This is a genomic window from Fuscovulum blasticum DSM 2131 (assembly GCF_003034965.1).
Classification (GTDB): domain Bacteria; phylum Pseudomonadota; class Alphaproteobacteria; order Rhodobacterales; family Rhodobacteraceae; genus Pseudogemmobacter; species Pseudogemmobacter blasticus.
Genome location: NZ_PZKE01000024.1, coordinates 1 through 26523, shown reverse-complemented (window position 1 = coordinate 26523; position 26523 = coordinate 1). Strand labels below are relative to the sequence as shown.

The following is a 26523-nucleotide window of genomic DNA, read 5'->3' as shown; positions in this document are numbered from 1 at the left end:
TGGCCGCGGGGCGGCCGCGCGGGGCGGGGCCGTCCTCCGCCTCGGGCGAGCGGCGGGGGCCGGGGCGCGGGGTGGTGGCGGTTTTCCAGGCGGCCGACAGGCTGCGCACCGCATCCCCCGCCGGCTTCGCACCCCGATCCGCGCCCCTTGCCGGGGCGTCCTTGGCGGACGGGCGCGGCGCCACGCGGCGGCTGCGGGGTTTCGGCCCCTCGTCCTCGCCCGCTTCGGCGGGGGATTCGCCCAACTGGTCGCGCAACACGCGGGGGCGCACCTCCTCCACCTCGCCGGGCTGCAACTCGCCCAGCCGGAACGGGCCATAGCTGACCCGGATCAGCCGGTTCACATAAAGGTCGATCGCCGACATGGCGCGGCGGATCTCGCGGTTCTTGCCTTCGCGCAGGCCCACCGTCAGCCAGGCATTGGCGCCCTGCACCCGGTCCAGCGTCACCTGCATCGGCTGGAAGGTCTCGCCCTCCACCGTGATGCCCCGGCGCAGCGGCTCCAGTTGCGCATCGGTCGGATTGCCGTTCACCCGGACGCGATACTTCCGCAGCCAGCCGGTCGAGGGCAGCTCAAGCCGCCGCTTCAGCTCGCCGTCATTGGTCAGCAGCAGCAGGCCTTCGGAGTTGAGGTCAAGCCGCCCCACCGACATGACGCGGGGCAGGTCTTCGGGCAGGTGGTCGAACACCGTGTCGCGGCCCTTTTCGTCCGAGGCCGAGGTGACCAGACCTTCGGGCTTGTAATACAGCCACAGCCGCGCCGGTTCTTCCGCCGGCAGCGGCTTGCCCGCAACGGTGATGCGGTCCCTGGCCGTGACGTTCAGCGCCGGGCTGTCGATCACCCGGCCGTTCACCGTGACATCGCCTTGCGCGATCAGCCGTTCGGCATCGCGGCGCGAGGCGACGCCCCGGCGCGACAGCACCTTGGCGATCCGCTCGCCGGCGGGCGCATCGGCGGATTTCGCGCCGGCCCCTGCGGGCGGCTTCACGGCGGGGCGGGGGGCCGGCTTGGCCGGGGTCTTGAAGGGCGGCTTTTCTTTCGGCGCCATGGCGGTCATCCTTGGGCGCGGGGTGGCCAGCCCCGGGGGCCGTCTGCCCCCGGACCCCCGAGGATATTTGAGGACAGATGAAAGGGCAATCAGTGGGGCGCTTCCGGTCGTTCATGGAGATCGCGCTGGACGAGGCGCGGGCGGCGGGCGACCGGGGCGAGGTGCCGGTGGGCGCGGTGGTGGTGGCGCCCGATGGCACGGTAGCGGCACGCGCCGGCAACCGCACCCGCGAACTGTGCGACCCCACGGCCCATGCCGAGGTTCTGGCGCTGCGGGCGGCCTGCGCGGCGGCCGGGTCCGAACGGCTGCCGGGGCATGATCTTTATGTGACGCTGGAACCCTGCCCGATGTGCGCCGCCGCGATTTCCTTCGCGCGGATCGGGCGGCTGTATTACGGCGCGGCCGACCCCAAGTCGGGCGGGGTGGCGCAGGGCGCGCGGGTCTTTGCCCATCCGCAATGCCACCACGCGCCCGAAGTCTATGACGGCATCGCCGGGGCCGCGGCGGAAGCCCTGCTCAAGACCTTCTTCGCCGGGCGGCGGGGATAGCCGCCGCCCGGGCAGGGCGTCATTGCTTGGGGAATGTGATCGGGTTCAGCACCTGCGGTTCCACCACCTCAACCCCCGGCGGCAGGCCGGCGCGCAGCGGATTGGCATCCTGCGCCAGGATCGGGAAGGTCCGGTAATGGCAGGGAATCACGGTGCGGAAGTTGAAATACTTGCGCGCGGCCCAGGCGGCGCGCTCCATGTCCATCGTGTAATGCCCGCCGCAGGACAGGATGCCGATGTCGGGATTGTGCAATTCGCCCATCCAGGCCATGTCGGCCATGATGTCGGTATCGCCCGACACATAGATCACATGGCCTTCGCCCGCGATCATGAACCCCGCCGCCGACCCGCCGGGCAACAGCGCCCCGCCGCCAAAGTCGATGCTGGCCGAATGGGTGGCGTTGACCATCGTCACCTTCGCGCCGTTCAGCGCCAGCGTGCCGCCCTTGCCGAAGCCGATGGTCTGCACCCCGCCTTGCGCGTTCAGCCATTCGGACAGCTCATGGATGCAGGCCACCGGCACGCCGGTTTCCGATGCGATGGCTTTGGCTTCTGACGCATGGTCGCCATGGGCGTGGGTCAGCAGGATATGGGTGGCGCCCGCCAGCGCCTCGGTCCGGCGGTCGGCGGGGAACATCGGATTGCCGCTCAGCCAGGGGTCGATCAGCAGGACGGCGTCCTCGATCTGGATGCGGAAGCCGGAATGGCCGAGCCAGGTGATCTGCATGGCGGTCTCCTTCTGCCGTTGGGAGGCGGCAGAGTAGACAGGCGGGCGGGGCAGGGCAACCGCCGTTGGCCGCAGGCGCGGGGGAGGGGACGGTCAGGCGGGAAAGTGCTCGACATGGGTTTCGCTGCTGCGAGCGAAATACAGCACGCGGCGGCCCGGCAGCGAGACGAGGTAGCCCGCACAGCCCGCCGCGGCGGCGCGGGCGCTGAAGGCGGCATAGGTATAGCCCGGCACCTGTCCTTGGGCATCGCGGATGGCCGCGATCAGGGCGGCGGTGTCGAACCCGTGCGCAACCTGCCGCGCGGGGCCGGCGCAACCGGTGCCGGCGCCCGTGGTCAGGTAATAGCGGGCACTGCCGCTGCGATAATCCACCAGATAGCCTTCAAACCCCGCTGCCCCCAGACGGCCAAAGATGTCGGGGAAGGCCAAGCGGTTTTCGGCGGCAGCGGCGTGGCAGTCGCGGGCGATGGCAATCTGGTCTTCGGTCACGGGATGTCTTTCAGGCAAGGGGCGGGGCGGTCAGCCCCTGCCGGGTTGCGATTCGGGTCAGCAGGCCGTGCAGCAGCGCCCGGTCCTCGGCCGACAGGGCGGCAAAGGCCTCGGCCTCGTTCCGGTCGGCGGCTTCGGCCAGGGCGGGCACCAGCGCGCGCCCGGCCTCGGTCAGCGCCAGCCGAACCCCGCGCCCGTCGTCCGCATCGGCGCTGCGCGCCAGCAGCCCGCGCGCCCGCAGCCGGTCTGCCAGCTTGGTGACGGCGCCGCGCGTCAGGCCCATGCGGGCGGCAAGCTGGCTGGGCGGCAGGCTGTCGGCATCGAACAGCAGCCGCAGCGCCACCCATTCGGCCACCGTGATTCCCAGCCGGTCAAGCCGTTCGGCAAAGCGGGCCGAGACATGGTTCGACACCAGCCGCAGCCAGTAGCCAAGATGGGCGGTCAGGGGAGAGGGGGCTGTCATCGCGGGCCTTTTGGTTTCCATGGAAACTATATCGAGATAGTTTCCGCGTCAATCATCTGCCGTTCCCTGGGCGAAACCGCCGGGAAATCGCCCCCGGGGCCGCCCCGATACCGCGGCAAGCGGCGGCTTCGTCTTGCGGGCGGGGGGGCGCGCGGCTAAACGGGGCCAAACCCTGCGGAGACACCCCATGTCGATCGACATCGCTACGGCGCGGAAAGTCGCGAAACTTGCGCGCATCCGGGTCGAGGAAGAGGCGCTGCCGGCGCTGGCCGAACAGCTTTCGGGCATCCTGACCTTCATGGAGCAGCTCAACGAGGTGGACGTGACCGGCATCGAGCCGATGGTCAGCGTCACGCCGATGCGGCTGACGCGCCGGGCCGACATTGTGACCGATGGCGGTATCCAGCCGCAGGTTCTGAAGAACGCGCCGGAAGCGCGCGAAGGGTTCTTTGCCGTGCCGAAGGTGGTGGAATGACGCTGAACACCCTGACCATTGCCGAAGCGCGCGACGCCCTGCGCAAGCGCGAGATCACCTCGGTTGATCTGACCATGTCCTGCCTGACCGCCATTGATGCGGCGGACGGGCTGGGCGCCTTTGTCCACAAGACGCCCGAGATCGCGCTGGAACAGGCCCGCGCCGCCGATGCGCGGCTGGCCGCCCCCGGGGCGCCGGCGCTGTGCGGCATCCCGCTGGGCATCAAGGATCTGTTCTGCACCAAGGGCGTGCCCAGCCAGGCCGCGTCGAACATCCTGCGTGGGTTCAAGCCCGAATACGAATCGACCGTCACCACCCGGCTGTTCGATGCCGGCGCGGTGATGCTGGGCAAGCTGAACATGGACGAATTCGCCATGGGCAGCAGCAACGAAACCAGTTGCTACGGCAATGCGGTGAACCCCTGGCGGCGGCAAGGCTCGAACGTGGCGCTGACGCCGGGCGGATCGTCCGGCGGCTCGGCTTCGGCCGTGGCGGCCGACCTCTGCCTTGGCGCGACCGGCACCGACACCGGCGGTTCGATCCGCCAGCCGGCGGCCTTCACCGGCATCACCGGCATCAAGCCGACCTATGGCCGCGTCAGCCGCTGGGGCATCGTGGCCTTCGCCAGCTCGCTGGATCAGGCCGGCCCGATGACGAAATCGGTCCGCGACGCGGCGATCTTCCTGCAGGCCATGTCGGGCCATGACCCGAAGGATTCCACCAGCGCCGACATCGCGGTGCCCGATTTCGAAGCCGCCCTCACCGGCGACATCCGGGGCAAGGTGATCGGCATCCCGCGCGAATACCGCATGGACGGGATGCCGGCCGAGATCGAGGCGCTCTGGACCCGGGGCATCGAGATGATGCGCGACGCCGGCGCCGTGATCCGCGACATCAGCCTGCCGCATACGAAATACGCCCTGCCGGCCTATTATGTGATCGCCCCGGCGGAAGCCTCGTCGAACCTGGCCCGCTATGACGGCGTGAAATACGGCCACCGCGCCAAGCTGGCGCAGGGCGACGGCATCACCGAAATGTATGAAAAGACCCGCGCCGAAGGCTTCGGGCCGGAAGTGCAGCGCCGGGTGATGATCGGCACCTATGTGCTGTCGGCGGGCTTCTACGACGCCTATTACAACCGCGCCCGCAAGGTGCGCGCCCTGATCAAGCGCGACTTCGAGACCGTCTTCGCCGAAGGCGTGGATTCGATCCTGACCCCGGCCACGCCAAGCGCGGCCTTCGGTCTGGGCGAAATGGCCAGCGCCGATCCGGTGGAAATGTATCTCAACGACGTGTTCACCGTCACCGTCAACCTGGCCGGCCTGCCCGGCGTGGCGGTCCCGGTCGGGCTGGACGGGCAGGGGCTGCCGCTGGGCCTGCAACTGATCGGCCGCCCCTGGGATGAGGGCAACCTGCTCAATCACGCCTATGTGCTGGAACGCGCGGCCGGATTTGTGGCCAAGCCGGAAAAATGGTGGTAACTGCGCGAAAAAAGCGCCCCCGCACCCCTGCGCGGGGCAGTTTTCCCCATGAGGCAGTGATGACCCGCCGTTCCGCCCTTGTTGCCGTTCTTGCCCTTGCCGCCTGCGCCCCCGCCGTGCCGGATTCCGGCGTCGGGTTCCAGGATTACAACAGCTATGTCCGCAATGCCGGCCCCGCCACGGGCGGCGGCAGCACCGCCAGCGCCCCCGCCGGCGGGTTCAACCCCTCGGCCGCCGCGGCGGCCATCGACCGCGCCGAAGGCCGCGCCCCCGCGGCGGCGGCTGCCCCCGCTCCGGTGGCGGTCTCGGGCGACCGTCCGCGCGGCAATGCGCCGATCGGGATCAAGGAAGAATCCGGCGAGATGATCCACGCCGGCATCTCGGACGAGAACGACTTCAAGGCCGTTTCCGCGCGCGAGACCATCGAAAGCGACAAGGAACGCATCGCGCGCAACCGCTCGCAATATGTGGTCGTGCAGCCGAAAGACCTGCCGGCCCGGCCCGGCGACACCGGCCCGAACATCGTGGCCTTCGCGCTGGCAACCACCCACAACCCCGGCACGCAGATGTATTCCCGCAGCAGCCTGCGCGGCAACAGCACCTCGGCCTGCGCAAGATATGCCTCGCCCGACAAGGCCCAGCAGGAATTCCTGGCCAAGGGCGGCCCCGAAAAGGACCGCGCCGGGCTTGATCCCGATGGCGACGGCTTCGCCTGCGACTGGGACCCGCGCCCCTTCCGCACCGCCTTGCAGTGACCGGCTTCCCCTCGCCGAATTTCGGGGATCGGCGGGGCGGTCTGCGCCCGTCGCTGGTGGTGATCCATTACACGGCCATGGCAAGCTGCGCCGAATCGCGCGCGCGGCTGTGCGATCCCACGGCCGAGGTGTCGGCGCATTGGCTGATTGACCGCGACGGCACCGCCGAGCAACTGGTGGACGAAGCGGCCCGCGCCTGGCACGCCGGCGCCGGCGCATGGGCGGGCCTGGCGGATGTGAATTCGCGCTCTATCGGCATCGAATTGCAGAACACCGGCGCCGAACCCTTTTCCGAACCGCAGATGGCCGCGCTGGAGCGGGTGCTGGCGGGCCTTTTGCGCCGCTGGTCGATCCCGCCGCAGGGGGTGATCGGCCACAGCGACATGGCGCCCGACCGCAAGGCCGACCCCGGCCCCCGGTTCGACTGGCGGCGGCTGGCCCTGCAGGGCCTGTCGGTCTGGCCGCAGGCGGGCGCGGGCGGCGACCCGGACCGCTTCACCGCCGACCTGCGCCGCTTCGGCTACCCCGAGGCCGCGCCCGATATGCTGCTGCACGCCTTCCGCCTGCGCTTCCGCCCCTGGGCGCGCGGGCCGCTGGACAGCACCGACGCCGCCCTTGCCGCCGATCTGGCCGCGCGCTTCCCGGGTGATGCGCCGCTTGACGGGCCGCCCGCATCCGCCTAAGCCGCACCTCGCGCGGATGGCTGGATGACCGCGGGCGGCAACGTCCGAGGAAAGTCCGGACTCCATGAAGCAAGGGCGCCGGGTAACCCCCGGCGGGGGCAACCCCAGGGAAAGCGCCACAGAGAACGAGACCGCCCCGGGTTCGCCCGGGGCAAGGGTGAAACGGTGGGGTAAGAGCCCACCGCGGGACGGGCAACCGGACCGGCATGGCAAGCCCCGCCCGGAGCAATGCCGAATAGGGGCCTCGCGCGGGGCAGGTCGGGAAACCGATACCGCCGCAGGGACGCTTCAGCCCGAGAGGCCCGGGTTGGCAGCTTGACCGCCGCGGCAACGCGAGCGGCAGAGGAATGGTCATCCAGGGCGGCAACGCCTGGACAGAATCCGGCTTACAGGCCATCCGCGCAATTCTGCCGCCACATGGGGGCGCTGCCCCCCTCTTCGCTGGCGCGAAGAGCCCCCCGGGGTATTTGCACCAACTGGAAGACCCAGGCTTCATCTTGGCCCAAATACCCTCTGGGGGGTGCGGGGGGCGAAGCGCCCCCGCCGCCGACACCCGCGCGCGGTCGATTTCCCGCCGTAGCCTGCTCTTTCGCTGTTGACTCCGGCAGGCGCGCGCGTAAAAGGCGGGCTTCAAGGATTTCGCGGGGGAACACCGGTTTTCCCGGCACAGGAGACACGACAATGGCGAAGCCGACGACGATCAAGATCCGTCTGAACTCGACGGCGGGCACCGGGCACTTCTATGTGACCAAGAAGAATGCCCGCACCATGACCGAAAAGATGGTCGTGAAGAAGTATGACCCCGTCAAGCGGGAGCATGTCGAATACAAGGAAGGCAAGATCAAGTAAGATCGCCTTCCCTGTCTGGACTGCCGGCCGCGCCCTTGGGTGCGGCCATTTGCATTTCGGGGGCCGGGTTCCATGGCGCCGCTTCGCCGCATCATGATTGTCGGACAGCCCGGATCGGGCAAGTCCACCCTGGCCCGCGCCCTGGGGCAGAGCACCGGGCTGCCGGTCATGCATATCGACCATATCCACTGGATGCCGGGCTGGGTGGAACGTGACCGGGCCGCAAAGACGCGGCTCTGCCATGAGGTCGAGGCGCGCGAGACCTGGATCTTCGAGGGCGGTCATTCCGCCACCTGGCCCAACCGGCTGGCCCGCGCCGATCTGCTGATCTGGCTGGACCTGCCGCTGCCTCTGCGGTTCTGGCGGGTGATCCGGCGCACCGTGGCCTGGCATGGCCGCAACCGCCCCGACCTGCCCGACGGCTGCCCCGAGGGGTTTCATGGTGAAACGCTGGCCTTCTGGCGCTTCATCTGGCGCACACGGCACAGCGCCCGGCAGGGGCTGCAACGGCTGTGGGACAGCGTGCCGCCGGACAAGCGGCGCATCCGCCTGACCTCGCCCGCCGCGGTGCGGCGGTTTCTGCAGACCGGGCCCTGAAATGAAAAGGGCCGCCCGAAGGCGGCCCCCAACGCGGATGCCGGTTCCCGCTTATTCGCGGTTGCCCAGGAATTGCAGCAGGAACATGAACAGGTTCAGGAAGTCGAGGTAGAGGTTCAGCGCCCCCATGATGGCCGATTTGCCAAGCCATTCCTGATCCATCGCCTGCGCGTGCTGCAGGTAGTCGGTCTTGATGCGCTGGGTGTCAAACGCGGTCAGGCCCGCGAAGATCAGCACGCCGATGACCGAGATCGCGAAGGCCAGCGCGCCCGAAGCCAGGAACAGGTTCACGATCGAGGCCACGATCAGGCCGACCAGACCCATGATCAGGAAGGTGCCGAAGGCCGACAGGTCACGCTTGGTGGTATAGCCGTAAAGGCTGAGTGCGGCGAAGGCGATGGCGGTGATCAGGAAGGTCTGCGCGATCGAGGCGCCGGTGAAGGCCTTGAAGATCCAGGCCAGCGACAGGCCCATGACAGCGGCATAGACATAGAAGAACAGTTGCGCGCCGGCATAGGACAGGCGGTTGATCACCGCGCCAAAGGCGAAAACCATCGCCAGCGGCGCGAACATCACGATCCAGCCCAGGATGTTGGGGCGCAGCGTAATCGGGTCGCGCAGGATCGAGAACAGCGCATCCGACGTGCCAACGGCCCAGGCAACGCCACCCGTCACCAGCATCGCCACGGACATCAGCCCGTAGACCTTGTTCATGTGGGCGCGAAGCCCTTCGTCAAGCCGCGCGCGGGCGCCGATGCCTACGCTGCTGACCGTTTCATATTGTGCCATATGAAGCCTCCGATGTTGTCCCTAAGGGCAACGCCGGGGAAACCGGCGCACCTCATGCACGGAATATCGGAAGACGGGGGGCGGATTTCAAGAATTTACGTCCGAAAAAAGCCGCCGGCCCGCCCGGTTTCCTGTCAGCGCTGCCAATGGTCCGGGGCGTTCCAGACCGTGCGCGCGGCCTCGGTGGCGGCGGCTTCGGCGCTGAGACCGATGTCGCGCAGCATCCTTGTGTCCAGCAGGGCCAGACGGTCGCGCTGGCGCTGCAGGTCCATCCGCCGCAGGGCAGCGGCAACGAACCCCTTGAAAGTCGGCCGCGCGGCGGGCTGCACGCGGGGCAGGCTGATCGCGGTGACATGGGCGGACATGGTCGTTCCTTTCATCGAAACAAGTGATCGGCCGGTGCCGGATCATCATCTTGCCTGATCTATATCGTCGATATATTCATTAGTGAAACGAATGATTGTGACGCGAAGAATCAGGATCTGTGATATGCCGCGCAACCTCGACCTGTCTGCCCTGCGCTCTTTCGTGACCGTCGCCGATGTCGGCGGCGTGACACGGGCCGCCGGGTTCCTGAACCTGACGCAATCGGCGGTGTCGATGCAGATCAAGCGGCTGGAGGATTCGCTGGGCCAAACCCTGTTCCTGCGCGCCGCCCGCAAGCTGGCCCTGTCCAGCGAGGGCGAGCAGCTTCTGTCCTATGGCCGCCGGATGCTGGCTCTGAATGACGAGGTGTTGTCGCGGTTCGGTGCGGGCGGGCACGAAGGCGAACTGCGGCTGGGCGTGCCGCATGACATCATCTATCCGGCGATCCCCGGCATCCTGAAGCGGCTGGCGCAGGTTTACCCGCGCGTGCGGGTGAATCTGGTGTCGTCCTTCACGCTGCTGCTGAAGGAAGGCTTCGCGCGCGGCGAATTCGACGCGATGGTGACCACCGAGGAACACCCTGACCGCACCGCCGAGGTGCTGTCGTCGCGCGGGCTGATCTGGGCGGGCGCGCCGGACGGGCTGGTCTGGCAGCGCCGGCCGCTGCGGCTGGGCTTCAAGGATACCTGTATCTTCCGCCCGGCGGCGCAGGCGGCGCTGGATGCGGCGGGCATCCCCTGGGAAATGGCCACCGGCGGCGAAAGCGAACAGGCGGTCGAGGCGACGGTGGCCGCCGATCTGGCCGTGACGGTGCGGATGGAAGGCACGCTTACCGAAGGCATGGCGCCGATCCGGCCCGAGGCCGGCCTGCCGGCGCTGGGCCGCACCTCGATCTGCCTCTATCCCGGCGGCGCCCGGCGGGATGAGGTGGTTGACATGCTGCTGTCCGAACTGCGCCGCGCCTATTCGGCCTGATCGTCGATCCGCAGCACGATCTTGCCGGTGGCCTTGCGGTCGCGGATCATCGCCAGCCCTTCAGGCAACGCCTCGAAGGGCAGGATCTGGCTGATATGCGGGCGCAGCGCGCCAGCCTGCCAGCGCCCGATCAGCGCGGCAAGGCTGGCCGTCAGCGCCTCGGGGGCAAAGCCAAGATAGCCGCCCCACCAGAAGCCGATCACGCTGACATTGCGCACCAGCAGATGGTTCAGCGCCACCTTCGGCACCTCGCCGCCGGCAAAGCCGATGGCCAGCAGCCGCCCGCCCGGCCGGGTGGCGCGCAGGGCCGCGTCGAACCCGGCGCCGCCCACCGTATCATAGACCACATCCACCCCGCCCAGCGCCCGCAGCGCGGCCTTCAGATCCGGCTCGCCGCTGTCGATCACCGCCTCGGCCCCCGCGGCGCGGACCAGCGCCGCCTTTTCCGGCCCGCGCACCTGCGCAATGACGCGCGCGCCCAGATCGCGGCCCACCTCCACCGCGGTCAGCCCGGCCCCGCCCGCCGCGCCGGTGACGAACAGGGTTTCCCCGGGGCGCAACCGCGCGGCATGGGTCAGCGCCAGATGCGCGGTGCCATAGCCCACCTGAAAGCCCGCGGCGGTGGTCATCGGCATCTCGTCGGGCAGCGCCAGCAGGCGCGCGACCGGCACCACCGCATAATCGGCAAAGGCCCCGCCCGCGACATGGGCCGCAACGCGGCTGCCGGGGGCGGGGCCCGCCGTGCCGGGGCCAAGCGCCTCGACCCGGCCGGCCAGTTCAAGGCCGGGGGTGAAGGGCAGGGCGGGCCGGTCCTGATAGCGGCCCTCGGCCATCAGCAGATCGGCGAAGTTCAGCCCCGCCGCACAGACCCGCACCAGCGCCTCGCCCGGCCCCGGCACCGGCCGCGCGCCCTGTTCCAATGTGGCCGGCTGGCCAAGCTCGCGAAGTTTCCAGGCGCGCATGGCGTCTCCTTGGGCGGGTGGTCCGCAGAAGGTGGCGCCGGTCTCGCGGGAAGGCAAGCGTTTGCAAAACGCAAAAAAATTTGCGCATACTGCATTTCAATTCGGGTTTCCCCAAAAAGGCGAGTTCGTATGCAAGCAAGCAATTCAGGGTGTACGGCGATGACAGCAATGAATTGTTATACGTTTGTGCAAAAGCACCTGTCCAAATGGATAGGTTTAGAGGTCGTTTACTTCTCCAGAATTGTTTTTCAGAATATCCCGTGATTGGCATGGAATGTGCTTATCAGGTGTAGGGGGTCCCGCGCGGTGCGCCGCGCTAGTAGGAGTTAAGAATGAAGCATCCCGTTGACGCTCATGTCGGTAAACGCATTCGTCATCGTCGTTGGATGGTGGGCATGACCCAACAACAACTTGCGGACAAGGTTGGGATCAAGTTCCAACAGATCCAGAAATATGAAACCGGCATGAACCGGGTCAGCGCCTCGCGGCTGTGGGACATCGCAGATGCCCTTGGCGTGCAGATCGCCTTCTTCTTCGAAGGCATCGCGGGCGAAGACATGCCCAAGACCACGCAGGGCGATTTCATGGCCGACAAGGAAGCTCTGGAGCTTGTCCGGTCGTATTACGCGATCCCCGAAGCGCAGCGCCGCCGCCTGTTCGATCTGGCGCGCGTGCTGTCCGACGCGGCCTGAACCACGCGCCGCTTGACCGGCCCCCCGGCGCCGGATAGCGCCGGGGAAAAGCCAGCGGAGCGAATCTGATGAACCTTTCTTTGGATGTGGCGGCCGATCTGAGGGCCACTGCGCATGAACTGGCGGATGCCGCCCGCGCGGCAACGCTTCTGCATTTCCGCCGGGCGGGCCTTTCGGCCGAAACCAAGGAAACCGAACGGTTCGACCCGGTGACGGTGGCCGACCGCCTGTCCGAACAGCGGATGCGTGCCATTCTGGCACGCCGCCGCCCGCAGGATGGCATCCTGGGCGAAGAATTCGGCACCGTCGAAGGCACCAGCGGCCTGACCTGGGTGCTGGACCCGATCGACGGCACCCGCGGCTACCTGTCGGGCACCCCGACCTGGGGCGTGCTGATCTCGGTCGCCGATGCGACCGGCCCCATCTATGGCCTCATTGACCAGCCCTATATCGGCGAACGCTTCGAAGGCGGCTTCGGCCAGGCCACGGTGAACGGGCCCATGGGCCGCGCGGCGCTGAAAACCCGCGCCCCACGCCCCCTGTCCGAAGCGATCCTGTTCTCGACCTTCCCCGAAGTCGGCACGCCCGAGGAAGGCGCCGCCTTCCGCCGCGTGGCGCCCAAGGCGAAACTGGTCCGTTACGGAACCGATTGCTACGCCTATGCGCTGATCGCAGCCGGGCAGATTGATCTGGTGATCGAAGCCGGCTTGCAGGCCTATGACGTGCAGGCCCCGATTGCCGTGATCGAAGCCGCCGGCGGCATCGTGACCGACTGGCAGGGTCGTCCCTGTCCGCAGGGTGGCCGCGTTCTGGCGGCGGCGAACCGCGACATCCATGCCGAGGCGCTGGCGCTGCTGAACGCGGGCTGATCCGGGCTGCCCACCGCGCGGCCATCGTCCGAAAAGGCTTGAGCGGGCCCGTTCCCCGGCGCTAGGCTGCGGGGGCGGAGCCCGAGTCCTTTGCCCTTTCTGTCGGTCCGCCCGGGTGTTCCACCGAAGGGGCCAAGGGGAACGCCATGCCGGACATCCTGATTCGCAATGCCGCCACCGTGGTGACGATGAACCCCGCGCGGGAAGAAATCGCCGGCGGTGACGTTCTGATCCGCGCAGGCGTCGTGGCGGCAGTGGGGCAGGGGCTGGCCCCGCCCCCCGGCGCCGAGGTGATCGAGGCGGCGGGCTGCGTGGTGACGCCGGGCCTCGTGAACACCCATCACCATCTCTACCAGACGCTGACGCGCGTGGTGCCGGGCGGGCAGGATGCGCTGCTCTTCGGCTGGCTGAAGACGCTGTATCCGATCTGGGCGCGTTTCGGCCCGGATGAGATGTTCACCAGCGCGCAGGTGGGCCTGGCCGAACTGGCGCTGTCGGGCTGCACCCTGACCTCGGACCACCTCTATCTTTACCCCAACGGCGCGCGGCTGGATGACACCATCGCCGCCGCCGCCGAACTGGGCCTGCGCTTTCACCCCACGCGCGGCGCCATGAGCATTGGCGAATCGCAGGGCGGCCTGCCCCCCGACGCGCTGGTTGAGCGTGAGGCGGCGATCCTGAACGACATGATCCGCGTCGTGGACCGCTTTCACGATCCCCGCCCCGGCGCCATGCTGCGGGTGGGGCTGGCCCCCTGTTCCCCCTTCTCGGTCAGCCGCGACCTGATGCGCGACACCGCCCTTCTGGCGCGCGACAAGGGCGTGATGCTGCACACCCATCTGGCCGAGAATGATGAGGATGTCGCCTATTCCCTGGCGCGGTTCGGCTGCCGCCCCGGCCAGTATGCCGAAGATCTGGGCTGGGTCGGGGCCGATGTCTGGCACGCCCATTGCGTGAAGCTGGATTGTTCGGAAATTGAACTTTTCTCCCGCAGCCTGACCGGGGTTGCCCATTGCCCATGTTCGAATTGTCGCCTTGGTTCCGGCATCGCGCCGGTGCGCGCCATGCGGGATGCCGGGGTGAAGGTGGGCCTTGGCGTGGATGGCAGCGCATCGAACGATGCCGGAAATCTGGCAGCCGAGATGCGGCAGGCGCTGCTGTTGCAGCGGGTGGCGCGCGGCGCCGATGCCATGGCCGCGCGCGAGGCGCTTGAGATCGCCACGCTGGGCGGTGCCCGCGTGCTGGGGCGCGAGGATTGCGGCAGTCTGGCCCCGGGCCAGCGCGCCGATCTGGCAATCTGGGATCTGTCGGGGGTCGAGGCCGCCGGCGCCTGGGATGCGGTGGCCGCGCTGGTTCTGTGCGGCCCGAACCGGGTGCGCGATCTGTTCGTCGAAGGGCGGCAGGTGGTGCGCGGCGGCCAGATCACCACCATAGACCTGCCGCGCGTGATCGAACGGCAGGCCGCGCTGGCGCGCGCCTTGCAGGGCTGAACGCCGGCCGGCTGTCAGCCCCGGCGGGGAAAGCCCACCAGACCGGCGAACAGCAGCAGCACCGCGCCGCCGCCCCAGGCCCAGGCGCCCATGCCCATGACCTGCGACGCCTGTTCGGCCATGTCGGCCAGGTTGTTGGTTGACGGGATCGGCACGCCCAGATCCAGCGCGCCCTGCCGGGCCTGCCACAGGGCATAGACCACCAGACCCACCGCCCCGCCGCCGGCGACAACCGCCAGCACCCGCGAAGCCACGCCGACAACGGCCAGCACCAGGAACACCGCCGCCAGAACAAAGGTGGCCAGGAACACAAGCAGCGCCGGAGGCGCGTCACCGGCGAAACGCTGCAGGGTCTCGGAATTCGGGTCAAGGTTCTTGACCAGATCCCACGGCACGAAGCCGGAGCCGGCCTGACCCAGGCTCAGCCAGGGCAGGAACAGGCTGACGACCATGGCAGCGGCAGCAAGCAGGGCGAGGGCACGCATCAGGGTCTCCTCAAGAAGGTGCGGGGCCGGATCAGAGCCGGGCCGGGCCCGACCGTCAACGGGTCATGGCGCCGCGGCAACCGGGGTCAGGCTGTGCTGCCGTGCTCCGGGCCGCCGCGACAGGACAAGAAACCCGCAAAGCCGCCAGAAAGGCAAGGCCACGCCGACATATCGCCCGCGCGCACCGCGCCCTGTCGGGTTTTCCCGCCTTTCCATTCCGGGGTCGGCAATGGCATCGTCAGCCCCGACCATGCCGGAGAGACCGATGCGCCTGTTGCCCGCCCTTGCCCTGACCCTGGCCCTTGCCCAGCCCGCCGCCGCGCAAACCGTGTTGTCCGAGGCCAGCGGCAACTGGGCGGGCGCGTCGGGCGACGGGTTCACCTTCTTCGCCCGGCTGACCCAGAACCGCGACATGGCCCGGCTGACGATCTGGGGCGGCGGCCCCGGCAGCCCCGCGCTGCCCGAAGGCGAGCCGCAGTTCGACAACCCCGAAATCGCGCTGGGGGCCTTTGCCACCAAACAGGATCTGGAGGTTCTGGATCAGGCAGACGGCAGCATTCTGGCCATCGTCACCGAATATGCCGATGAAGAGGGCAGCGGGCGGAACGTCACCAAACTGCAATTCATCGACAATCAGTTTACGGTGGTCGGCTATGAACATGTCGGCGAAGTCATGGGAACCGCCTTCGCCTGCAATGTCGATCTGCTGCAAATGACGGTCACCGAAGACGGCAAGACGCGAAAGCTGGCACCTCTGGCCTTCGAGACGCTGAATGCCAGCGGCTGGACCTGGGACTCAGCCTACGATCAGGGCTTCTGTCACCACCACGGGTAAGCTAGAAGGCGGGCAGGGAGCCCCGCCATGGACCACAATTTCGAAGCCCAGCGTCGCGAGACCTTTGACACCTTCCGCCAGTCGAAGGGGGTCAGCCTGCCGAAGACGGCGGTGGTCGAATATGCCTTCTTCATCGAGGAAATGGATGCGTCCTGGCCCGCGCTGGAACGCGCCCTGCGGATCGAGGGATTCCGCACCCGGCGGGTGGACAGTGACACGCTGGTGGCCGCCATCGGCCCGATTCCCGTCACCGCCGAAGAGATCTGGAAGTATGAACGGATCTCCACCTCGATTGCGCTGAAGCACGATTTCTATCCCGACGGCTGGGAACTCGACCTCTGATTCAGGCCATCCGGTCACGGATTCGGCCGCTTCATTACAGTCCGCTGGCGGATTGTTGCCAATCGTGACTCTGAACGCTTGCCAGCCTGCCCCGATCCGGGGATTTTCCGCCCGCCGAAAACGGCACGCCGGAACAGGCACCTGGGGACAGAGACCACATGACACTTATCCGCGCCGCATCGCTGCGACTGATGGCTTCGGGCCTTCTTCTTGCCCTGCTGGGGGCCTGCGCCGCCCCCGTCACCCGCGACACGCCGCCCGATCCGACGCTGCATATCTCCACCAAGGAAGCCGTGCAGGAAGCGCAGGCCAAGCGTGCCCGCGGCCAGCGCGTCTGGTGCGTGCCCTTTGCCCGCACCGCCAGCGGGATCGAACTGCGCGGCAATGCGGAAACCTGGTGGAACTCGGCCAAGGGCATCTATGAACGCGGCCATGATCCCGATGTCGGCTCGGTCATGGTGTTCTCGGGCACCCGCAAGCTGCCGATGGGCCATGTTGCCGTGGTGTCGGATGTGGTCTCGCCGCGCGAAATCCTGATCGACCATGCCAACTGGCAGCGCAACAAGGTGTCGCTGGCCATGGCGGTGATCGACGTGTCGGAAAAGAACGACTGGAGCCTTGTGCGCGTCGAAAGCCAGCCCGGCACGCTGGGCCGCCCCTATCCGATCAGCGGCTTCATCTACCCCGAACCCGAATCGGAAGGCTGACCGCCCGCCCATCTACAGCATAGGGCCTAAAGCCGGCGGCCATTGGCCCAGACCGCGCGGATCGCGCGGTCATCGCCCATCATGATGGTGGGGAACAGCGCCTGCCACAGGTCTTCGGCCCGCCGCGTGGCCTGTTCGATGGCCGGCGTCGAGGCCAGGTCCACCACCACCAGATCGGCCTCCATCCCCACGGCGATATTGCCGATCAGGTGATCCGCCCGCAGCGCCCGGGCCGATCCTTGCGTCGCCAGCCACCACAGTTGCGACGGATGCAGCGGCTGATGGCGCAACTGGGCCACCTCATAGGCCGCCGCCATGGTCCGCAGCATGGAAAACGACGATCCGCCCCCGGTGTCGGTGGCCAGCCCCACGCGCAGTTGCTTGGCCAACCCCATGTCGAACAGCCCCGATCCGATAAAGGTGTTTGAGGTCGGACAATGCACCACACTGGCCCCCGCCTCGGCCAGCCGGGCCTTTTCGCGCGCGGTCAGGTGGATGGCATGGCCATAGACCGCGCCTTCCCGCAGCAGACCCTGCGCCTCATAGGTATCCAGATAGTCGCGCGATTGCGGGAACAGCTCTTTCACCCAGGCAATCTCGTCGGGCTGCTCGCTCAGATGCGTCTGCATCAGGCAATCGGGGTATTCGCGCCACAAGGCGCCAAGCGCCTGCAACTGTTCCGGCGTCGATGTGGGCGAGAATCGCGGCGTGATCACATAGGACAGCCGGTCCCGCCCGTGCCATTTCTGCAAAAGCGCCCTGGATTCGTCATAGCCCGCCTGCGCCGTGTCGCGCAGCCCTTCGGGGGCGTTGCGGTCCATGCAGGTCTTGCCGGCGAACAGCCGCAGGCCACGGCCTTGCGCGGCGGCCATGATCGCCTCCACGCTGGCGGGGTGGATGGTGCAATAGGTGCAGACCGTGGTGGTGCCATTGGCGGTGACCAGATCAAGGTATCGCTCGGCGATCTCGGCCGCATAGGCGGGGTCGGCAAACCGCATCTCTTCGGGAAAGGTATAGCTGTTCAGCCAGTCGATCAGCCGCTTGCCCCAGGAGGCGATGATTGCCGTCTGCGGGTAATGCACATGGGCATCGACAAAACCCGCCGAAATCAGGCTGCGGCCGTAATCCTGCAGCCGCGCGGCCGGATGGGCGGCGCGCAGCGCGGCCCCGTCGCCCACCGCGGCAATGCGGCCGTTTTCCACCAGCACGCCCCCCGCCGTGATATGCCGCGCGGCGCCGGGCCCTTCGACAAAGGGATCGCCCGCGAAGCTCAGCACCTGACCCAGTAGAAGATCGGCCATCGGGGTTCCTTCTTTCCTGTCCCTGCGCCCAGAATAAGGGGTCGGCGGCGAAAGGAAATCCGGCGCTTTCCCCTGTTTCGCAGAAACTGCTTCCGGTAAGGTCGCCCCAATCGCGCGCACCGTCGCGGCAAGGGGGCTGAATGGCAGAAGACCGCATCGGCATCGACGAGGAAACCGCGCGCCTTGCGCGGCTGGACAAGGTGCTGGCCGCGGTCGAGGCGGTGGATGTCGCGCAACTGGATGCGCTGCTCAATCCGCTGCACGCCGCCGACGTTGCCGACATTCTGGAACAGATCTCGTCCGATGAACGGGCGGCGCTGCTGGCGCTGTGGCACGGCGGGATCGACGGCGAAGTGCTGTCGGAAATCGACGAATCGATCCGCGAAGAGGTGATCGAGGCGCTGCCTGACAATGTGGTCGCCGATGCCGTCCGCGAACTGGAATCCGACGATGTTGTCGATATTCTGGAGGACCTTGAGGCCCCGGCGCAGGAAAAGATCCTTGAGGCGTTGGAAGATGCCGACCGTGTGGCGGTGGAACAGGCGCTGGCCTATCCCGAATATTCGGCCGGTCGCCTCATGCAGCGCGAAACGGTGGTCGCGCCCGAACACTGGACCGTGGGCGAGGCCACCGATTACCTGCGCGGCGCCGAATGGCTGCCCGACCAGTTCTACCACGTCATCCTGACCGATCCGCGGATGCACCCCACCGGCTATGTCACGCTGGGGCGCATCCTGTCCTCGGGCCGCGACATGCGGCTCAAGGACATCTGCGAAGACAGTTTCCGCACGGTTCAGGCAACCGATGCCGAATCCGACGTGGCCTATATCTTCAACCAGTATCACCTGATCAGTTGCCCCGTGGTCGATGACGCGGGCCGGCTGGTCGGGGTGATCACCATCGACGACGCGATGAACGTGCTGGACGAAGAGCATGAGGAAGACATGCTGCGTCTGGCCGGCGTGGGCGATGAGGCCAGCGTGTCCGACGGGCCGGTGGAAACCGTCAAGCAGCGCCTGCCCTGGCTGGTGATCAACCTGTTCACCGCCTCGCTCTCGGCCATCGTGATCAGCCAGTTCCAGAACACCATCGCCACGCTGGTGGCTTTGGCCGCGCTGATGCCCATCGTCGCCTCGACCGGCGGCATCGCGGGCACGCAGTCGCTGGCGGTGGCGGTGCGGGCGCTGGCCACCCGCGACCTGACCCGCGCCAACGCCGCCCGCGTGGTGCGGCGCGAACTGGTGGCCGGCCTGCTGAACGGCATCAGCCTGGCGCTGATCCTTGGCGTGGCGGGTTCGCTCATCTTTTCGGACTGGCACCTTGGGCTGGTGCTGGGCATGGCGATGATCGTGAACCAGATCGTCGCCGCGCTGGGGGGCGTTCTGGTGCCGCTGACGCTGGAACGCGCCGGGCTTGACCCGGCCCTTGCCAGCGGAACCTTCGTCACCACCCTGACCGACGTGATGGGTTTCTTCGCCTTCCTTGGCCTTGCAACGCTGGTGCTTCTGTGACGACGCTGACCGAAATCAAGGCCCGCGCCCGGGCCGATGCCTTTGCCGCCCGTGCCGCGGCCCATGCCCGCGGGCAGGGGCAGGCGGCGGAAATCCTGGCCGATTATCTGGCGCCGCACCGCGACCGGCCGCTGTCCGGCTATATGGCAATGCGGACCGAGATTGATCCGCTGGGCGCCATGACCGCCCATCAGGGCCCGGTCGGCGTGCCGGTCATCCTGGGCAAGGGCCAGCCGCTGCGGTTCCGCGAATGGGCGCCCGGCTGCGCGCTGGTCGAAGGCGCCTTCAAGGCGCTGATCCCGGCCGAAGGCGCCTGGATCGAACCCGAAATCCTGATCGTGCCGCTGGTCGCCTTCGATGCGCGCGGCTATCGGCTGGGCTATGGCGGCGGTTTCTATGACCGCACGCTGGAAGGTCTGCGCGCCCGGCGGCCCACGCTGGCCATCGGCTTTGCCTTCGCCGCGCAGGAACTGCCCGAGGTGCCGATCGAGCCCACCGATCAGCGCCTTGATGCGATTGTGACCGAGGAAGGCGTCAGGGAGTTCGCATGATCCGGCTGGCTTTGGTTCTGGGGGCGCTGGCAGGTCCGGCGGCGGCGGGCTGTTTCGCGGCGGACGGGATGCCGGCCACGGCCACCTATGACAGCGGCCTTCTTCTGGAATACATCGCCCGCGACGGCGATGTGCTGACCTACCGCGCGCAAGGGCTGACCTCGCGGATGAAAGACGGGCTCTGGCCGCTGGATTATGAAAGCGGCGGCCAGCGGACCGAATACCTGTGGGACGGCGATCTTCCCGATCTGGCCGCCGTGATCGCGGCCGGTGGCAAGGCCCGCGCCGAAGGCAAGATGAAGCCGATCACCGGCAGCACCGTTCCCGTCGTGGCCGAGGTGGAAATCCTGGGCGAACAAAGCATCGACTGGGAAGATTGCCGCTATCGCGCGGTGGAAATCCACAAGGTGATCCGGGCCGATGGCAAGGTCATGTCCGATGGCGTGCTGCTCTACGCCCCCGAGGCGATGATCTCGTTCCGCAGCAGCAGCACCAACCCCGAAACCGGCACCGTCCGCACGCTGACGCTGAAGGAACTGGAATAGGGCGGAGGCAGGGCGGGACGCGCTGCGTTCTAAGCCCATGGTGCGGAAATCCGTGATAGGCTGTGCTGACCACAATATGGAGATTCGAGTGATCCGCTCCATTGTATTTGCGTTGTGCCTGACCTTGCCTCTGCCGTCCCTCGCCGAGTGTCTGGCCGATGTTCAGCTTCCGCTTGACCTGACCTTCAACGGAAATGTGCACAGTGAAATCTTGGCCAATGAGGGAGATATCATCCGCTACCGGCAATATGATTTCGAACGTAAGAAGTTTATGGAAATGACGGTGCAGGCTGGCATTTTCGTACTTCTTGCAGACAAATATCCTGGTGATGCAGCAACCTTCCACTGGTCAACCTTCCTGCCAGGCCGCAAGGACATTGTGCCCGGGGCCAAGTTTCACGCTGAAGCCTCCGTGACCCGGCCAGAAGTAGCCCAGCCCAATTCTTATGTGCTTGATGTAAACGTTCTTGGGGCTGAGGATTTGAACATACTTGGCTGCCACTTTCCTGTGATGAAAATCATGGTGACAAACAGGGAGGGGAAGAAGCCGGCCCTTGTCGTGACCAAGTGGCTGCACATGCCCACGTTGATTACGCTGCGCGGCGAATTTATTGAGGGCGGTGTCTTGCACGTCAACGAGGTGACCGCGATCAACTGACCCGCGCGGCGCTGTAAGGGATGGTCCCTGAGTCAGGGCGCGCACTGTCCCGGGCGATCAGGGGGCAGCCGGTGAGGCGATACCTATATTTGCCACCTGCAGGGGGCGCCTCGGGTCCGCTGGTGTTCTGGCCTTCGGGCTGCGGCGCTCTTCTCGCGCCTAACGCGCGATCTCTTCCTGATGCACGAACATGTTTCCCCAGGCGCGGTCGATCAGGTCGGGGGTCATCTGATAGGGAATCCCCTCGAAATCGCAGATGCTGATCATCTGGTCGATCAGGAACACCGGCATGTAATTGGCATAGCGGTTGTCGATGGTGGGGAACTTGACCTTCAGCAGGTGCATCAGCGCCTTTTCGTCCAGCGGCATCTTCTTGCGCCGCGCCACCATGGCAAAGATCTTCAGGAAGTTTTCCTGGTTCGGCCCGTCGATCTTGATCTTGAAGAAGATCCGGCGCAGCGCGGCGCCGTCGAAGATCTCGTTCGGGTGGAAGTTGGTGGAAAAGATCACCAGCGTGTCGAAGGGCACGGTGAATTTCTCGCCCGATTGCAGCGCCAGAATATCGCGGTGCTCTTCCAGCGGCACGATCCAGCGGTTCACAATCTTCTGCGGCGGCTCGGCCTGGCGGCCAAGGTCGTCGATGATGAAGATGCCGCCGGTCGCCTTCAGTTGCAGCGGCGCCTGATAGGTGCGGGCGGTGGGGTTGTAGGCCAGATCCAGCATGTCCAGCGACAGTTCGCCCCCGGTAATAACCGAAGGCCGTTCGCAATAGACATAGCGGTTGTCATAGCGGTTCGAGGTGCGGCGCAGCGCGGTCGGATCGTCCAGCGCGGTTTCGGCGGCGGCATGGACCACCGGGTCATAGACGCTGATCACCTGACCGGAATATTCAATGGCGCGCGGCACATAGATCTTGTCGCCAATGGCGGCGCGGATGCCGTGGCTGATGCTGGATTTCCCGTTCCCGGGCGGCCCGTAGAACAGGATCGACCGGCCCGATGTCACCGCCGGCCCAAGATTGGCCATCAGGTCGGGCGGCAGGATCAGGTGGCCCATGCCCGACATCAACTGATCGCGCGTCAGCCGGATGTCGCGGATCGACTGCCGCTTGATCTGTTCGGTGTATTGCGCCAGCGGCACCGGGCAGGCCCCGTAATATTCCGACTGCGACAGCGCATCCAGCGCCCGGCTCTTGCCGGCGTCGGTCAGTTGGTAGCCCATTTCGTTGCCCGCCCCGGCGTGCAGCGTGCCGGTCGCTTCGATCAGGCGCTGGCTGCGGGCCTGATCCACCAGATCCTGCACCAGCGGCACCTGCAAGGCCAGCGCGCGCGCCAGGCTGGACACCAGATCAAGATTGGTGCGGAACATCGTCTTCAGCAGCAGGTCGCGCAGCATCACCGGGCTGATCCCGGTTTCCGCCAGGCTGCGCGGGCTGGCAGGGGGCTGCACCCCTGCGGACGGCGGCACCGGGTTGAGCTGCACGTTCATTTTTCCCCCACGACCTTCAGGCAGAGTTCTCAATCAACCAAAGGTGGATGTAAAACATGTCACGGATTGGGCAGGAAGGCGGCGAGAAGGTAGAACAGCGCCATGCCGGAAAGCGCCAGCCCCATCGGGAATTTCGGGCTGGCCCAGCTTTTCCAGTCCGGCGTGGCCCGGCGAAAGGCTGGCACATGTTTCATCAGCCGGTGCGCGGCCAGCGCGGCAATCGAACAGGCCGCATAGAGCATGAGGATCAGCGTCGGATCGCCGCCCACGAAGACCGGCGAAATCGCGGCGGCGAACTTGGCATCGCCCGCGCCGAACAGGCCCACTGCATTGCCGATGAACCCGGCCAGCAGCACGATGGCCATGATCGCGAAGCCCCACAGCCACAGGTCCAGCGGCACCGCCAGCCAGCCCGCCAGCGGCCAGACCGCCGCCATGGCCAGCACCGCCATGTTGGGAATCCGCATCGTTTTCATGTCCGACCACGACACCCAGATCGCGATCGGCAGAACGAAGGGCAGCAGCACCAGGGCCGTGCGCAGGGCAGGTGGCGTGAACTCCATCGCCTCAGTTCACCACATTGCCATCCAGCGCCGCCAGACTGCGCGCCGCCGCCTCGAAATGCTGCGGATGCGTGTCGACCGCCTGTTGCAGCAGGCCCTTGCCCACCGCAACATCGCCCTGCTTGATGGCGGCCAGCGCCATTGTGTACAGCAGCTCGGCCCGCTCGGTCTGGGTCATGTCGACCACCGGCAGGTCATATTTGCGCTGCGCCGCGCGGGCCATGACCAGATTGTTCTTCGCGGTGAACAGCCCCGGCTCATACTTCAGCGCCTGCGCGAACAGCCGCTCGGCGCCGGGATAATCCTTCCGCGTCAGCTTGGAAAAGCCCCAGTTGTTCAGCACGCCCGCCGGCTTGGTCGTCAGGCCGCTGGCGATTTCATAGAAACTGTCGGCCTTCTTCCAGTTCTTCTCGCTGTCGGCCACCATCGCTTCCAGACGGTAGCGGTCATAGGTCTCATGCGTCGGCGGCACGGTGTTCAGCGTGGCCTTGGCCTTGTCCCACTGGTTGCCGCGGATCTGCGCATCGGCCAGCATCACCCGGTCTTCGTTGGTGCCCTCGGCATGGGCGACGACCTGTTCCCAGACCCGCGCCGCCTCGACCGGCTTGCCCGCCCGCACCAGCGACTTGCCCAGCCCGCGCATCAGGTCCACCCGGCCGGGGTCTTTCTGCAAGGCGCCCTGGAAATAGCTTACCGCCTCGTTCGGGTCGCCCACCGTCAGCATGATGTCATTCAGGTTGGATTGGTCGATGACGTTCACGTCCTTGACCGCCCGTTGCACCGCTGCGTCCGTATTACCCTGACAACCGGCCACAAACGCGGTGCCGCCCAGGCACAGCGCAACAAGCACAGAATGGCGCATTTCATGCGTCCTTTTCGTTGACTGCTTTTCGTTCACTGCTCGGGAACGCCTGGCCCGTCAAAGCTGGGTCAAAAGGACATACCGCCCCTTTTCCCGCCGGACGAGCTGGAATTCGCCTTCTTCTTGCGGGGGATCATATACGCGCGCCTCGCTTTTCGCGATAGCGAGTTTCAGATTGTCGCGGATCGAGTCCGATTGGCCACTGTCCAGCGCATAGGCCTGTTCGAACACGCGCTTGGCCTCGCCGATCTTGTCGCGCTCCATCAGGACAACCCCCAGGTTGTTCAGGGCCGGCACGAAGGTCGGGTCGGCTTCCAGCGCGCGGCGCAGCACCAGTTCGGCCTGTCCCAGCCGCCCCAGTTTCAGATTGGCCGATCCGATGGCCGACAGCGTATCGACATTGATCCCGTCCTCGCCCGCCGCGCGATAATAGGCCTTCAGCGCAAGTTCGTATTCGCCCGCTTCCATCAGCCGATGGCCCACGATCAGCCCGTCCACCGCCTCCTGCCGGGGGTTCACCCCATAGGGCGTATTGCGTGACAGGCCCGAGCCGCCCGTATTGCCACAGGCGGCCAGCAAGGCAACAATCAGAAGCAGTTTCCCCCGTCGCGCCACGCGATACCTTACCTCAAGACCCCTTTGCTCAGCATGGTCGCAATGCCATAGACCGACGGCCCGATCAGAATGATCAGCAGCGGCGGCACCGTGAACAGCATTGTGCCCAGCGTCAACTTGGTCGGCAGCACGTTCGCCTTTTCTTCGGCCCGCATCACGCGTTTGTCGCGCATGTCGGCAGAATAGACACGCAGCGCCTCGGCGACCGAGGTGCCGAAGGTGGCCGATTGCACCAGCGTGGTCACGAAACTGGCCACGTCGGGCACGCCCACCCGGTCGGACATGTCCTTCAGCACCTGCACCCGTTCCTTGCCGGCCTTCACCTCATTCGCGACCATCTCGAATTCGTCGGCCAGCGCGGGATAGCCGGCCCGGCTTTCCCGGGCGACGCGGATGATCGACTGGTCCAGCGACTGCCCCGCCTCGACGCAGACCAGCATCATGTCCAGCGCATCGGGAAAGCCCTGGACGATCTCGGTCTGCCGGGTCTGCATCCGCTTGGTCACCCAGTATTGTGGCAGGAAATATCCAATCGCGCCGGGCAGGATGGTGTACATCACCATCGTCTGCGTCGACACTTCGGCCGAGACCGATTTCACCAGCGCGAAGACCAGCCCCAGCGCCAGAAATCCCACGCCCAGCACCATGCGCGAGGCGTGGTAGATGCGCACCGCCCCCTTGTCGGGATAGCCCGCCCGCAGCAGCTTCAGCCGCACCGCCGACAATTCCTCGGCCTTCTGCGGTTCCAGGAACTGGGCATAGCGTTCCAGCTTGTCGCCCGGGCCGCTGCCCCGGCGCAGCCGGCGCGTGCTTTCGCCCGAGGGGCGGACCTGATCCTTCAGCTCGGCATAGCGGTCGCGCTGCTTGGTCAGCATGGTGGGCAGCGCGACCAGGATCAGCACCAGCCCCAGCAGGCCCACCGCAATCAGCGGGCCCAGCGGCCCCAGCAGGTTCTTGAGGGTTTCGTTCACGGCAGAGAACATGGCAAATCCCTCAGACCTTGATGTTGACCATGATCTTCATGAAGATCACGTTGATGACCAGAAAGGCGCACACCACCAGCGCCGTCGGAATGAACACCGCAGTCTCGCGCACCTCGTCGTAATAGTTGGGCTGCAACACGTTGATCATCAGCAGCGCCGCGATCGGAAAGCCCGACAGGAACATGCCTGACCATTTCGCCTCGGCGGTAATGGCGCGCACCCGGCGGAACAGCTTGAACCGCGCCCGCACCACCTTGGACAGGCCTTCAAGGATTTCCGCCAGATTGCCGCCCGATTGCTGCTGGATCGACACCGCCACCGCAAGGAAGCGCAGATCCTGGCTGTCCATCCGTTCGGCAAAGGCTTTCAGGCTTTCGGCAATGTCGCGGCCATAGGCGGCCTCATCCGCGATCACGCCGAACTCGGTGCCCAGCGGATCGGGAATTTCCTTGGCGACAATGCCCACCGCGCTGGAAAACGGATGGCCCACCCGCAAGGACCGCACCATCAGCTCCACCGCGTCGGGCAACTGTTCTTCCAGCAGCGCCATGCGCTTCTTGGCCTTGTTGTTGACCCAGACATAAACCCCGCCAACCCCCATCCCGATGGCGATCAGCACCCGGATGCCCAGGGATGCCCCGGTGCCCACCGTCAGTGCCAGGAAGGCGAACATCGACAATAGCGCCATGATCCCCACCAGCGCCTGCGGCGAGAAGGCGATATTGGCCCGCTGCGCCTTCTTGGCCAGCACCGAATACAGCGGGATGTTCTTGGAATTGAGGTGCTGGTTCATCTCCTTGCGAAGCTGTTCCAGCACCT

The 26523-nt window shown here is 66.7% G+C and carries 33 protein-coding genes and 1 other RNA gene; 19 read left to right on the top strand and 15 right to left on the bottom strand.

All coding sequences use genetic code 11. The features are described from left to right. Positions 1 to 1048: pseudouridine synthase (locus tag C5F44_RS16265; protein WP_107674603.1), on the bottom strand; the 1048-nt coding region annotated here is incomplete at its 3' end. Positions 1049 to 1125: 77 nt separating this feature from the next. Here C5F44_RS16265 and C5F44_RS16260 point away from each other — a divergent pair. Then, positions 1126 to 1596 (top strand): nucleoside deaminase, encoded by a 471-nt coding sequence (locus tag C5F44_RS16260; protein WP_235822659.1) that lies wholly within the window; start codon positions 1126 to 1128, stop codon positions 1594 to 1596. Positions 1597 to 1615: 19 nt separating this feature from the next. On the opposite strand, the gene C5F44_RS16255 is transcribed toward C5F44_RS16260, so the two are convergent. The 3 genes from C5F44_RS16255 to C5F44_RS16245 all read right to left on the bottom strand — a co-directional run bounded on the left by C5F44_RS16255 (position 1616) and on the right by C5F44_RS16245 (position 3275). Beyond that, positions 1616 to 2323, bottom strand: coding sequence for a metal-dependent hydrolase (locus C5F44_RS16255; RefSeq protein WP_107674597.1), 708 nt, complete (start codon positions 2321 to 2323; stop codon positions 1616 to 1618). A gap of 93 nt (positions 2324 to 2416) precedes the next feature. Then, the gene (locus tag C5F44_RS16250) at positions 2417 to 2812 is read right to left on the bottom strand and encodes a DUF1398 domain-containing protein (protein ID WP_107674596.1); all 396 of its coding nucleotides are present in this window, start codon (positions 2810 to 2812) and stop codon (positions 2417 to 2419) included. Between the two features lie 10 nt (positions 2813 to 2822). Next, positions 2823 to 3275 carry a MarR family winged helix-turn-helix transcriptional regulator gene (locus C5F44_RS16245; RefSeq protein WP_181318304.1) on the bottom strand — a complete coding sequence of 151 codons (453 nt, stop codon included), beginning with the start codon at positions 3273 to 3275 and terminating at the stop codon, positions 2823 to 2825. A gap of 187 nt (positions 3276 to 3462) precedes the next feature. Here C5F44_RS16245 and gatC point away from each other — a divergent pair, with 187 nt between their 5' ends. The 7 genes from gatC (at position 3463) to C5F44_RS16210 (ending at position 8115) form a co-directional block, all read left to right on the top strand. After that, on the top strand, positions 3463 to 3750 hold the full coding sequence (gatC, locus tag C5F44_RS16240; protein WP_107674595.1) for an Asp-tRNA(Asn)/Glu-tRNA(Gln) amidotransferase subunit GatC: 288 nt from the start codon (positions 3463 to 3465) through the stop codon (positions 3748 to 3750). Next, complete coding sequence (gatA, locus tag C5F44_RS16235) at positions 3747 to 5231, top strand: Asp-tRNA(Asn)/Glu-tRNA(Gln) amidotransferase subunit GatA (RefSeq protein ID WP_107674594.1); 1485 nt, start codon at positions 3747 to 3749, stop codon at positions 5229 to 5231. The genes gatC and gatA overlap by 4 nt, the downstream gene beginning before the upstream one ends. A 59-nt stretch (positions 5232 to 5290) precedes the next feature. Next, positions 5291 to 5986, top strand: coding sequence for a hypothetical protein (locus C5F44_RS16230; protein ID WP_107674593.1), 696 nt, complete (start codon positions 5291 to 5293; stop codon positions 5984 to 5986). After that, a complete protein-coding gene (locus tag C5F44_RS16225; RefSeq protein WP_107674592.1) occupies positions 5983 to 6669 on the top strand; it encodes an N-acetylmuramoyl-L-alanine amidase in 687 nt (228 codons plus the stop codon). The genes C5F44_RS16230 and C5F44_RS16225 overlap by 4 nt, the downstream gene beginning before the upstream one ends. Positions 6670 to 6681: 12 nt before the next feature. Then, positions 6682 to 7074: RNase P RNA component class A (rnpB, locus tag C5F44_RS16220), an RNA gene on the top strand. Positions 7075 to 7350: 276 nt separating this feature from the next. Further along, a complete protein-coding gene (gene rpmG, locus C5F44_RS16215; protein WP_023666545.1) occupies positions 7351 to 7518 on the top strand; it encodes a 50S ribosomal protein L33 in 168 nt (55 codons plus the stop codon). Positions 7519 to 7590: 72 nt separating this feature from the next. Further along, a complete protein-coding gene (locus C5F44_RS16210) occupies positions 7591 to 8115 on the top strand; it encodes an AAA family ATPase (protein ID WP_181318303.1) in 525 nt (174 codons plus the stop codon). Between the two features lie 51 nt (positions 8116 to 8166). Here C5F44_RS16210 and C5F44_RS16205 read toward each other — a convergent pair whose 3' ends face one another. Together C5F44_RS16205 and C5F44_RS16200 are read right to left on the bottom strand one after the other, a co-directional pair. Further along, entirely contained in the window at positions 8167 to 8904 is a 738-nt protein-coding gene (locus C5F44_RS16205; RefSeq protein ID WP_107674591.1) for a Bax inhibitor-1/YccA family protein, read from the bottom strand. A 134-nt stretch (positions 8905 to 9038) separates the two neighbouring features. Continuing rightward, positions 9039 to 9269, bottom strand: a complete 231-nt coding sequence (locus C5F44_RS16200; RefSeq protein ID WP_107674600.1) for a YjiS-like domain-containing protein — start codon at positions 9267 to 9269, stop codon at positions 9039 to 9041. A 124-nt stretch (positions 9270 to 9393) separates the two neighbouring features. On the opposite strand from C5F44_RS16200, the gene C5F44_RS16195 reads away from it, so the two are divergent. After that, a complete protein-coding gene (locus tag C5F44_RS16195) occupies positions 9394 to 10245 on the top strand; it encodes a LysR family transcriptional regulator (RefSeq protein WP_107674590.1) in 852 nt (283 codons plus the stop codon). Here the strand turns inward: C5F44_RS16195 and C5F44_RS16190 are convergent. Beyond that, on the bottom strand, positions 10233 to 11207 hold the full coding sequence (locus C5F44_RS16190; protein WP_107674589.1) for an NADPH:quinone oxidoreductase family protein: 975 nt from the start codon (positions 11205 to 11207) through the stop codon (positions 10233 to 10235). The two genes, C5F44_RS16195 and C5F44_RS16190, sit on opposite strands and share 13 nt — an antisense overlap. Positions 11208 to 11539: 332 nt before the next feature. Between C5F44_RS16190 and C5F44_RS16185 the strand changes: the two genes are divergently transcribed. From C5F44_RS16185 to C5F44_RS16175, 3 genes are all read left to right on the top strand, one after another. Beyond that, positions 11540 to 11899 (top strand): helix-turn-helix domain-containing protein, encoded by a 360-nt coding sequence (locus C5F44_RS16185; protein ID WP_107674588.1) that lies wholly within the window; start codon positions 11540 to 11542, stop codon positions 11897 to 11899. Between the two features lie 68 nt (positions 11900 to 11967). Next, on the top strand, positions 11968 to 12768 hold the full coding sequence (locus C5F44_RS16180; protein WP_107674587.1) for an inositol monophosphatase family protein: 801 nt from the start codon (positions 11968 to 11970) through the stop codon (positions 12766 to 12768). 146 nt (positions 12769 to 12914) lie between these two features. Beyond that, positions 12915 to 14258: an 8-oxoguanine deaminase gene (locus C5F44_RS16175; protein WP_107674586.1), complete on the top strand. Its 1344-nt coding sequence runs from the start codon at positions 12915 to 12917 to the stop codon at positions 14256 to 14258. Between the two features lie 14 nt (positions 14259 to 14272). Here the strand turns inward: C5F44_RS16175 and C5F44_RS16170 are convergent, their stop codons facing one another. After that, positions 14273 to 14743, bottom strand: a complete 471-nt coding sequence (locus tag C5F44_RS16170; protein ID WP_108643119.1) for a hypothetical protein — start codon at positions 14741 to 14743, stop codon at positions 14273 to 14275. Between the two features lie 265 nt (positions 14744 to 15008). Here C5F44_RS16170 and C5F44_RS16165 point away from each other — a divergent pair, with 265 nt between their 5' ends. The 3 genes from C5F44_RS16165 to C5F44_RS16155 all read left to right on the top strand — a co-directional run bounded on the left by C5F44_RS16165 (position 15009) and on the right by C5F44_RS16155 (position 16627). Next, positions 15009 to 15578 (top strand): hypothetical protein, encoded by a 570-nt coding sequence (locus C5F44_RS16165; protein ID WP_107674584.1) that lies wholly within the window; start codon positions 15009 to 15011, stop codon positions 15576 to 15578. A gap of 27 nt (positions 15579 to 15605) precedes the next feature. Beyond that, a complete protein-coding gene (locus C5F44_RS16160; RefSeq protein ID WP_107674583.1) occupies positions 15606 to 15920 on the top strand; it encodes a hypothetical protein in 315 nt (104 codons plus the stop codon). Between the two features lie 158 nt (positions 15921 to 16078). Next, complete coding sequence (locus tag C5F44_RS16155; protein WP_107674582.1) at positions 16079 to 16627, top strand: CHAP domain-containing protein; 549 nt, start codon at positions 16079 to 16081, stop codon at positions 16625 to 16627. A 26-nt stretch (positions 16628 to 16653) separates the two neighbouring features. On the opposite strand, the gene guaD is transcribed toward C5F44_RS16155, so the two are convergent. Then, positions 16654 to 17928: a guanine deaminase gene (gene guaD / locus C5F44_RS16150; protein ID WP_107674581.1), complete on the bottom strand. Its 1275-nt coding sequence runs from the start codon at positions 17926 to 17928 to the stop codon at positions 16654 to 16656. Between the two features lie 140 nt (positions 17929 to 18068). Between guaD and mgtE the strand changes: the two genes are divergently transcribed. From mgtE to C5F44_RS16130, 4 genes are all read left to right on the top strand, one after another. Further along, on the top strand, positions 18069 to 19439 hold the full coding sequence (gene mgtE / locus C5F44_RS16145; RefSeq protein ID WP_107674580.1) for a magnesium transporter: 1371 nt from the start codon (positions 18069 to 18071) through the stop codon (positions 19437 to 19439). Continuing rightward, positions 19436 to 19990, top strand: coding sequence for a 5-formyltetrahydrofolate cyclo-ligase (locus C5F44_RS16140; RefSeq protein WP_107674579.1), 555 nt, complete (start codon positions 19436 to 19438; stop codon positions 19988 to 19990). Before mgtE ends, C5F44_RS16140 begins: the two co-directional genes overlap by 4 nt. Continuing rightward, positions 19987 to 20535, top strand: coding sequence for a hypothetical protein (locus C5F44_RS16135; RefSeq protein WP_107674578.1), 549 nt, complete (start codon positions 19987 to 19989; stop codon positions 20533 to 20535). Before C5F44_RS16140 ends, C5F44_RS16135 begins: the two co-directional genes overlap by 4 nt. A gap of 88 nt (positions 20536 to 20623) precedes the next feature. After that, positions 20624 to 21193, top strand: a complete 570-nt coding sequence (locus C5F44_RS16130) for a hypothetical protein (RefSeq protein WP_146161971.1) — start codon at positions 20624 to 20626, stop codon at positions 21191 to 21193. 159 nt (positions 21194 to 21352) lie between these two features. Here the strand turns inward: C5F44_RS16130 and C5F44_RS16125 are convergent, their stop codons facing one another. The 6 genes from C5F44_RS16125 to C5F44_RS16100 all read right to left on the bottom strand — a co-directional run. Further along, positions 21353 to 22681, bottom strand: coding sequence for a P-loop NTPase family protein (locus C5F44_RS16125; protein ID WP_107674576.1), 1329 nt, complete (start codon positions 22679 to 22681; stop codon positions 21353 to 21355). A 59-nt stretch (positions 22682 to 22740) separates the two neighbouring features. Further along, positions 22741 to 23244, bottom strand: coding sequence for an A24 family peptidase (locus C5F44_RS16120; protein ID WP_107674575.1), 504 nt, complete (start codon positions 23242 to 23244; stop codon positions 22741 to 22743). A 4-nt stretch (positions 23245 to 23248) separates the two neighbouring features. Further along, a complete protein-coding gene (locus C5F44_RS16115; RefSeq protein ID WP_107674599.1) occupies positions 23249 to 24106 on the bottom strand; it encodes a tetratricopeptide repeat protein in 858 nt (285 codons plus the stop codon). A gap of 57 nt (positions 24107 to 24163) precedes the next feature. Further along, positions 24164 to 24721 (bottom strand): tetratricopeptide repeat protein, encoded by a 558-nt coding sequence (locus C5F44_RS16110; protein ID WP_107674574.1) that lies wholly within the window; start codon positions 24719 to 24721, stop codon positions 24164 to 24166. Between the two features lie 8 nt (positions 24722 to 24729). Beyond that, positions 24730 to 25704, bottom strand: coding sequence for a type II secretion system F family protein (locus C5F44_RS16105; RefSeq protein ID WP_107674573.1), 975 nt, complete (start codon positions 25702 to 25704; stop codon positions 24730 to 24732). Between the two features lie 10 nt (positions 25705 to 25714). Next, the coding region (locus tag C5F44_RS16100) for a type II secretion system F family protein (protein ID WP_107674572.1) at positions 25715 to 26523 on the bottom strand (809 nt) is incomplete at its 5' end.

Excerpts from the sequence above, each read along its gene's own strand:
- C5F44_RS16160 (WP_107674583.1), top strand. The coding sequence starts at position 15,606 with ATGGACCACAATTTCGAAGCCCAGCGTCGCGAGACCTTTGACACCTTC.
- C5F44_RS16120 (WP_107674575.1), bottom strand. The coding sequence starts at position 23,244 with ATGGAGTTCACGCCACCTGCCCTGCGCACGGCCCTGGTGCTGCTGCCC.
- C5F44_RS16230 (WP_107674593.1), top strand. The coding sequence starts at position 5,291 with ATGACCCGCCGTTCCGCCCTTGTTGCCGTTCTTGCCCTTGCCGCCTGC.
- C5F44_RS16170 (WP_108643119.1), bottom strand. The coding sequence starts at position 14,743 with ATGCGTGCCCTCGCCCTGCTTGCTGCCGCTGCCATGGTCGTCAGCCTG.
- gatA (WP_107674594.1), top strand. The coding sequence starts at position 3,747 with ATGACGCTGAACACCCTGACCATTGCCGAAGCGCGCGACGCCCTGCGC.
- mgtE (WP_107674580.1), top strand. The coding sequence starts at position 18,069 with ATGGCAGAAGACCGCATCGGCATCGACGAGGAAACCGCGCGCCTTGCG.
- C5F44_RS16255 (WP_107674597.1), bottom strand. The coding sequence starts at position 2,323 with ATGCAGATCACCTGGCTCGGCCATTCCGGCTTCCGCATCCAGATCGAG.
- C5F44_RS16135 (WP_107674578.1), top strand. The coding sequence starts at position 19,987 with ATGATCCGGCTGGCTTTGGTTCTGGGGGCGCTGGCAGGTCCGGCGGCG.
- C5F44_RS16165 (WP_107674584.1), top strand. The coding sequence starts at position 15,009 with ATGCGCCTGTTGCCCGCCCTTGCCCTGACCCTGGCCCTTGCCCAGCCC.
- C5F44_RS16210 (WP_181318303.1), top strand. The coding sequence starts at position 7,591 with ATGGCGCCGCTTCGCCGCATCATGATTGTCGGACAGCCCGGATCGGGC.
- C5F44_RS16115 (WP_107674599.1), bottom strand. The coding sequence starts at position 24,106 with ATGCGCCATTCTGTGCTTGTTGCGCTGTGCCTGGGCGGCACCGCGTTT.
- gatC (WP_107674595.1), top strand. The coding sequence starts at position 3,463 with ATGTCGATCGACATCGCTACGGCGCGGAAAGTCGCGAAACTTGCGCGC.
- C5F44_RS16190 (WP_107674589.1), bottom strand. The coding sequence starts at position 11,207 with ATGCGCGCCTGGAAACTTCGCGAGCTTGGCCAGCCGGCCACATTGGAA.
- rpmG (WP_023666545.1), top strand. The coding sequence starts at position 7,351 with ATGGCGAAGCCGACGACGATCAAGATCCGTCTGAACTCGACGGCGGGC.
- C5F44_RS16180 (WP_107674587.1), top strand. The coding sequence starts at position 11,968 with ATGAACCTTTCTTTGGATGTGGCGGCCGATCTGAGGGCCACTGCGCAT.
- guaD (WP_107674581.1), bottom strand. The coding sequence starts at position 17,928 with ATGGCCGATCTTCTACTGGGTCAGGTGCTGAGCTTCGCGGGCGATCCC.
- C5F44_RS16195 (WP_107674590.1), top strand. The coding sequence starts at position 9,394 with ATGCCGCGCAACCTCGACCTGTCTGCCCTGCGCTCTTTCGTGACCGTC.
- C5F44_RS16205 (WP_107674591.1), bottom strand. The coding sequence starts at position 8,904 with ATGGCACAATATGAAACGGTCAGCAGCGTAGGCATCGGCGCCCGCGCG.
- C5F44_RS16155 (WP_107674582.1), top strand. The coding sequence starts at position 16,079 with ATGACACTTATCCGCGCCGCATCGCTGCGACTGATGGCTTCGGGCCTT.
- C5F44_RS16105 (WP_107674573.1), bottom strand. The coding sequence starts at position 25,704 with ATGTTCTCTGCCGTGAACGAAACCCTCAAGAACCTGCTGGGGCCGCTG.
- C5F44_RS16185 (WP_107674588.1), top strand. The coding sequence starts at position 11,540 with ATGAAGCATCCCGTTGACGCTCATGTCGGTAAACGCATTCGTCATCGT.
- C5F44_RS16245 (WP_181318304.1), bottom strand. The coding sequence starts at position 3,275 with ATGACAGCCCCCTCTCCCCTGACCGCCCATCTTGGCTACTGGCTGCGG.
- C5F44_RS16200 (WP_107674600.1), bottom strand. The coding sequence starts at position 9,269 with ATGTCCGCCCATGTCACCGCGATCAGCCTGCCCCGCGTGCAGCCCGCC.
- C5F44_RS16125 (WP_107674576.1), bottom strand. The coding sequence starts at position 22,681 with ATGAACGTGCAGCTCAACCCGGTGCCGCCGTCCGCAGGGGTGCAGCCC.
- C5F44_RS16175 (WP_107674586.1), top strand. The coding sequence starts at position 12,915 with ATGCCGGACATCCTGATTCGCAATGCCGCCACCGTGGTGACGATGAAC.
- C5F44_RS16260 (WP_235822659.1), top strand. The coding sequence starts at position 1,126 with ATGAAAGGGCAATCAGTGGGGCGCTTCCGGTCGTTCATGGAGATCGCG.